Source organism: Streptomyces sp. 13-12-16, assembly GCF_002114215.1.
Classification (GTDB): Bacteria; Actinomycetota; Actinomycetes; order Streptomycetales; family Streptomycetaceae; genus Streptomyces.
Genome location: NZ_NCTE01001007.1, coordinates 1 through 6,875, shown reverse-complemented (window position 1 = coordinate 6,875; position 6,875 = coordinate 1). Strand labels below are relative to the sequence as shown.

The 6,875-nt window shown below is 71.9% G+C and carries 5 protein-coding genes; all 5 read left to right on the top strand.

Features of this window, described 5'->3' with window-relative positions:
• Positions 1 to 206, top strand: a 206-nt coding sequence (locus tag B7767_RS34110; RefSeq protein WP_143652780.1) for a DUF1702 family protein, incomplete at its 5' end; no start/stop codon positions are given.
• 81 nt (positions 207 to 287) lie between these two features.
• A complete protein-coding gene (locus B7767_RS34105; protein WP_085575478.1) occupies positions 288 to 1,277 on the top strand; it encodes a DUF1702 family protein in 990 nt (329 codons plus the stop codon).
• Positions 1,278 to 1,333: 56 nt separating this feature from the next.
• Positions 1,334 to 3,184, top strand: coding sequence for a CRTAC1 family protein (locus B7767_RS34100; protein ID WP_085575477.1), 1,851 nt, complete (start codon positions 1,334 to 1,336; stop codon positions 3,182 to 3,184).
• Positions 3,185 to 3,186: 2 nt separating this feature from the next.
• Positions 3,187 to 4,257, top strand: a complete 1,071-nt coding sequence (locus tag B7767_RS34095; protein WP_085575476.1) for an enediyne biosynthesis protein — start codon at positions 3,187 to 3,189, stop codon at positions 4,255 to 4,257.
• Positions 4,254 to 6,875, top strand: a 2,622-nt coding sequence (locus B7767_RS34090; protein WP_143652779.1) for a type I polyketide synthase, incomplete at its 3' end; no start/stop codon positions are given. The genes B7767_RS34095 and B7767_RS34090, both read left to right, overlap by 4 nt.

Below are 6,875 nucleotides of genomic sequence, written 5' to 3'. Positions count from 1 at the left end.
AGGCCCGCCACCACGCGGGGTTCGTGCCCGCGCACACCGAGGCCGCCGTCGAGGCGTTCACCGGGCTGTCCGCCGAGGCCGCCGCCCGGCTCGCCGACGACTGCGCCCCGGCCGCCGTCCGCAGCGCCACCGCACCCGCCTACGAGGGCTGGCGCGCGGGGGTGCGTGAACGGCTCACCGCCCTTTCCCCCGTTGAGCACATATGAAGTAGACGCGCGGTCCCGCCCCCTGGCTCAATTTGATTTGCTGGCGAAATTCCAGGGAGCTGAGAGGGGCGGGTCATCACCGTGGCCACTGGGTTTGGAGCTATTCGACGCAAGCTGTTCACACCTCCTGTTTCGGAAACGACCATGGAGGTGCGTGGATTTCACGTGAAGAACGAGGAAGCCAAGGCACGGCTGGAGAGAATAGGCGAGACATTCCTCCAGGGCTACGCCTACGCGATGGAGGCCTCCTCGGCCGAGGAGACCGAGGCGATGCTGGAGACCGTCCCCCGGGACGTGCGGGGCTTCGCCTACGAGGGCGCGGGCATGGGCGCCGTGGTCCACGACGCGCTCCCGGGCCACAACGGCCGCCTGGCCGGTCTGCTGGCCGGCCAGGGACGGCACCACGACTACATGATCTACGTCGGCATCGGCTGGGCGATGGCGCGGCTGCCCAAGCCGCTGTGGCCCGACATCAGCGCCACCGACCCCCTGCTGCGCTGGCTGGCCCTGGACGGATACGGCTTCCACCAGGCGTACTTCAAGACGGACTCCTACGTCCGCACGCCCGAGGTCCAGCACCCCTTCCGCTGGCGCGGCGGGCACAACCACTACACGCCGAACGCCATCGACCAGGGCATCGGCCGCGCCCTGTGGTTCGTCGGGGGCACCGACCCCGAGGTCGTCACCGGCCTGATCCGCGCCTACCCCGAGCGCCGCCACGGGGACCTGTACGCGGGCGCCGGACTCGCCTGCACCTACGCGGGCGGGGTGGACGAGGCCGAGCTGCAGAGCTTCGTCGAGGGGGCCGGTGAACACCGCTGGGCGCTGGCGCAGGGCTCCGCGTTCGCCGTCGAGGCGCGCGTCAAGGCGGACACCGTCATCGAGCACACCCACCTCGCGGCCCGCGTCGTGTGCGGTACGACGGCCGAGCGTGCCTCGCTCGTGTGCCGGGCCCTCAGGCCGCGCACGGCGGACCCGAAGGCCGCCTCCCCGGCCTACGAGACATGGCGGCGTGACGTCTCCGCCGAACTTTCCTCTCTTCCGCTGCTCCGGAAAGGTGCCGACCTGTGACGGTCACAAAGAACTGGGTGCGCAGGAATTCTCCGGGAATTGTCGCCCTCGCCCTGATGGTGGGAACTTTCTACGGGGTGCGGCTTCCCGAGTCGTCGGCCTCCGAGGTCGACGCACTCGCGAAGAACTTCGCATTCGAGCCGATGTCCATATCCATGCCCGCCGGATTCGAGAAGCAGGAGGTCCGCAAGGTCAACAAGGCCTTCAAGCACATCGACGCGTGGATCTCCTCGGTCGGCGCGGGCATCGCCCTCAACGACCTCGACCGCGACGGGCTGCCGAACGACCTGTGCGTCAGCGACCCGCGCATCGACCAGGCGGTGGTCACCCCCGCGCCGACGCGGGGCGACGCCTACGCGGCCTTCGCGCTCGACCCGGCGCCGCTCGGCGTCAGCACGACCATGGCGCCGATGGGCTGTGTGCCCGGCGACTACAACGAGGACGGCGCGATGGACCTCCTCGTCTACTACTGGGGACGCACCCCCGTCATCTTCGAGAACAAGGGCGCCAAGGGCGCGCCGCTGACGGCGGACTCCTTCCGGCCCACCGAGCTGCTGCCCGGCAAGCCCGGTGCGAAGTACACCGGGCCGCTGTGGAACTCCAACACCGCCGCCGTCGCCGACTTCGACGGTGACGGCCACGACGACATCTACATCGGCAACTACTTCCCCGACAGCCCCGTCCTGGACCCCTCCAGGGACGGCGGCGTCACCATGAACGACTCCCTCTCGCAGGCCCGCAACGGCGGCGGCGGCCACTTCTTCCGCTGGACGCCGGACGGGTACGAGAAGACCGACGGCGGCATCCCGCAGGGCCTGGACAAGGGCTGGTCGCTCGGCGTCTCGGCCGCCGACCTCGACGGCGACCGGCTGCCGGAGGTGTACCTCGCCCACGACTTCGGCACCTCGGCCCTGCTGCACAACGTCTCCCGCCCCGGTGAGATCGAGTTCCGCGAGGTCAAGGCCGAGCACTCCGGCACCGTCCCCAAGTCCAAGGAGCTGGGCCGCAGTTCGTTCAAGGGCATGGGTGTCGACTTCGGCGACCTGAACCACGACGGCCTGTACGACATGTTCGTCAGCAACATCACGACGTCGTTCGGCATCCAGGAGTCCAACTTCGCCTTCGTCAACCGGGCCGACAGCAAGGCCGAGCTGCGGGGCAGTTTCCTGGAGGGCGATGCGCCCTACGAGGACGAGTCCGCCCCCCTGGGGCTCGCCTGGTCCGGCTGGGGCTGGGACGTGAAGATGGGCGACTTCGACAACGACGGGAACCTGGAGATCACCCAGGCCCTCGGCTTCGTCAAGGGCAAGCACAACCGCTGGCCGCAGCTCCAGGAGCTGGCCACCGCCAACGACGCCCTGGTCGCCAACCCGCAGTGGTGGCCCAACGTCCAGGTCGGCGACGACCTGGCCGGCAGCCAGCGGATGCGGTTCTTCGCCAAGGACCAGGAGAGCGGCCGGTACGCCAACCTGTCCCAGGAGCTCGGCATCGGCGAGCCCGTCCCGACCCGCGGCATCGCCACCGCCGACGTGGACGGCGACGGCCGCCTCGACATGGCCGTCGCCCGCCAGTGGGACGAGCCGGCCTTCTTCCGCAACGTCAGCGAGAACACCGGTTCCGCCCTGGAACTGGAGCTGACCCACCCCGACGGCGCGCCCGTGGTCGGCGCCGAGGTCTGTGTCGAACTGCCCGACGGCACCATGCGCGTCGCCCGTCTCGACGGCGGGGGCGGCCACTCCGGCAAGCGCAGCACCGACGTGCACATCGGCCTGGGCAAGGGCGTCCAGGGGCCGCTGCCCGCCGTGCTGACCTGGCGCGACCGCAACGGTGACGTCCACGAGCAGAAGCTGCGGCTGGAGCCCGGCCGGCACGCCCTCGAGCTCGGCACCCAGGCCAAGGAGAAGTGATCATGTCCCCGTCCCAGACCACCACCCCGCGCCACAGCACGAAGGTCGTCACGGCGCTGCGGAGATTCGCCATCTCGATCTCCGTGCTCAACGTCTTCGGTTACACCGTGCTCGGCTTCGAGCAGCCCTGGACCTGGCCCTTCATCGCCCTGGCCGTCGCCTACTCGCTGGACGTCGCCCTGGAGGCGATCGGCGCCCGGGCCGAGGGCCGCGCCCCCCGCTTCAAGGGCAACGGCTTCAAGGGCCTGGCGGAGTTCCTGCTCCCGGCCCACATCACCGCGCTCGCGGTGAACATGCTCTCCTACGTCAACGACGTCATCTGGGTCATGATCTTCGGCGTCATCGTCGCCGTCGGCACCAAGTGGGTCCTCAGGGCCCCGGTCAAGGGCCGCATGCGGCATGTCATGAACCCATCCAACTTCGGGATCGCCGTCATCCTGCTGCTGTTCCCGTGGGCCTCCATCGCACCGCCGTACCAGTTCACCGAGTACCTCGACGGCGGCTTCGACTGGCTCGTCCCGGCGATCATCATCACCTTCGGCACGATGCTCAACGCCAAGCTCACCGAGCGCATGTGGCTCATCCTCGCCTGGGTCGGCGGCTTCGCCCTCCAGGCCGTCGTACGCGGCCTGATGTTCGGCACCTCCATCCCGGCGGCCCTGGCGATGATGACCGGCGTCGCGTTCGTGCTCTTCACCAACTACATGATCACGGACCCCGGTACGACCCCCTCCTCCAAGTGGGGCCAGATCGCCTTCGGCGGCGGAGTCGCCGCCATGTACGGCGTGCTGACCGCCATGAGCGTGGCCTACGGCCTCTTCTTCGCCACCGCGCTCGTCTGCGCCATCCGGGGCGCCTTCCTGTGGACCGCGGACATCGTGTCCAAGCGGCGCGCCGAGGAGGCCCTGGCGCTGGCCGCCGTCGGACAGGGCGTGGACCGGGACGACGCGCCCGGACGGACCGAGGACCGGAAGAACACCGGGGCCGCCCCGGCCTGCGACTGCCCGGCTGACGCCTGCGCCTGCCCGCCCGCGGACCCGGCGCCGACGCGGAAGGTGCCGGTGACCGCATGAGCAGCAGGATCGCCATCGTCGGCATAGCGTGCCGCTACCCCGACGCCGACTCGCCCCAGGAACTGTGGGACAACGCCGTCGCCGGACGGCGCGCCTTCCGCCGGCTGCCCGACGTCCGGATGAACCTGGACGACTACTGGGACGCCGACCCGTCCACCCCCGACACCTTCTACGCACGCAACGCCGCCGTCATCGAGGGCTACGAGTTCGACCGGGTCGCCCACCGCATCGCGGGCAGCACCTTCCGCTCGACGGACATGACGCACTGGCTCGCCCTCGACACCGCCGGACGGGCCCTGGCCGACGCCGGGTTCCCCGGCGGCGAGGGACTGCCGCGCGAACGCACCGGAGTGGTGGTGGGCAACACGCTCACCGGCGAGTTCTCCCGCGCCAACGTCATGCGGCTGCGCTGGCCCTACGTACGGCGCGTGATGGCCTCCGCCCTCGCCGGGCAGGACGGCTGGGACGACGCCCGCATCGCGGACTTCCTCGCCGAGGTCGAGACCTCGTACAAGGAACCGTTCCCGGCCGTCGACGAGGACTCGCTCGCCGGCGGGCTCGCCAACACCATCGCGGGCCGCATCTGCAACCACTTCGACCTGGGCGGCGGCGGATACACCGTCGACGGGGCGTGCTCCTCCTCCCTGCTGTCGGTCACCACGGCCGGCACCGCGCTCCTCTCCGGCGACATCGACGTCGGCGTCGCCGGCGGCGTGGACCTGTCGATCGACCCGTTCGAGATCATCGGCTTCGCGAAGACGGGCGCCCTCGCCAAGGGCGAGATGAGGCTCTACGACCGCGGCTCCAACGGCTTCTGGCCGGGGGAGGGCTGCGGGATCGTCGTCCTGATGCGCGAGGAGGACGCCCTCGCGGCGGGCCACCGGATCTACGCCACCATCGCGGGCTGGGGAGTCTCCTCGGATGGACAGGGCGGGATCACCCGCCCCGAGGTCAGCGGCTACCGGCTGGCCCTGCGGCGCGCCTACGAACGGGCCGGCTTCGGCATCGAGACGGTCCGCCTCTTCGAGGGCCACGGCACCGGCACCCCCGTCGGCGACACCACCGAGCTCACCGCGCTCACCGAGGAACGCGCCGCGACGGGACCGGACGTCCCCGTCGCCGCCATCACCTCGGTCAAGGGCATGATCGGCCACACCAAGGCCGCCGCAGGCGTGGCGGGCCTGATCAAGGCCGCCCTGGCCCTCGACAACCACACCGTCCCGCCGTCGATCGGCACCGTCGACCCGCACGAGGTGCTCACCGGCGACCGGGCCAACCTCAAGGCGCTGCGCCGGGCGGAACCCTGGCCCGAGGGGGTGCCGCGCCGGGCCGGCATCACCGCCATGGGCTTCGGCGGCATCAACACGCACGTGGTCCTCGACGAACCCGCCCTCCGGCGCCGGCCGCCGGCGCGCCGCCGGCCCGTCGAGCCGGCGTACTCACCGCAGGACTGCGAACTGCTCGTCCTCGACGCCGAGTCGCCCCGGCACCTGCGCGCCCGGATCACCGAGGTCGCCGACTTCGTCGCCCGGGTGTCCTACGGGCAGGTCGCCGACCTGGCCGCCACCCTCCAGCGCGAACTGCGCGGCAGGCCGCACCGCGCGGCCGTCGTCGTCTCCTCCCCGGAGGACGCCGAGCGGCGCCTGCGGCACCTGGCAGGCCTGCTGGAGAACGGCGAGACCACCCACACCGCCGCCGACGCGCGCGGCTTCCTGGGCAAGGTCACCGGACCCGCCCGGATCGGGTTCCTCTTCCCGGGGCAGGGCTCCGGCAAGGGCACCGGCGGAGGCGCGCTGCGCCAGCGCTTCGCGCAGGCCGCCGACGTCTTCGAACGGGCCGGTCTGCCGAGCACCGGCGACATGGTCGCCACCGACGTGGCCCAGCCGCGCATCGCCACCGGCTCCGCCGCCGGACTGCGCGTCCTCGACGCGCTGCGCCTGGAGGCGGCCGTCGCCGTCGGCCACAGCCTCGGCGAGCTCTCGGCCCTGCACTGGGCGGGAACCTTCGACGAGCCGACGCTGCTGGAGGCGGCGCGGGTGCGGGGCGGGGCCATGGCCCGGCACAGCGCCTCGGGCACCATGGCCTCCCTGCAGGCGTCCCCCGAGCGGACGGAGGAGCTCGCCACCGGCCTCGACGTGGTCGTCGCCGGATACAACGGCCCCGAGCAGACCGTGGTCGCCGGCACCGTCGAGGCGGTCCGGGACGTCGAGCGCCGGGCCGGTGAGGCCGGCGTGGGCTGCACCCGGCTCGCCGTCTCCCACGCCTTCCACTCGCCCCTGGTCGCCCCGGCGGCCGAGTCGTTCGGGACCTGGCTGGCCGGGGCGGACCTCGGGCAGGTGCACGGCCGGGTCGTCTCCACCGTCACCGGCGGCGAACTGGACCGGGACACCGACGTCCCGGCGCTGCTGAGCCGCCAGATCACCGCTCCCGTCCGCTTCACCCAGGCGGTGCGCGAGGCGGCCCGGCACGCCGACCTGTTCGTCGAGGTCGGCCCCGGCCGGGTGCTCAGCGGCATCGCGCGGGCGGCCACGGACGTACCGGCCGTCGCGCTGGACACCGACGACGAGTCGCTGCGCGGCCTCCTGGGCGTCGCGGGCGCCGCGTTCGTCGCGGGCGCG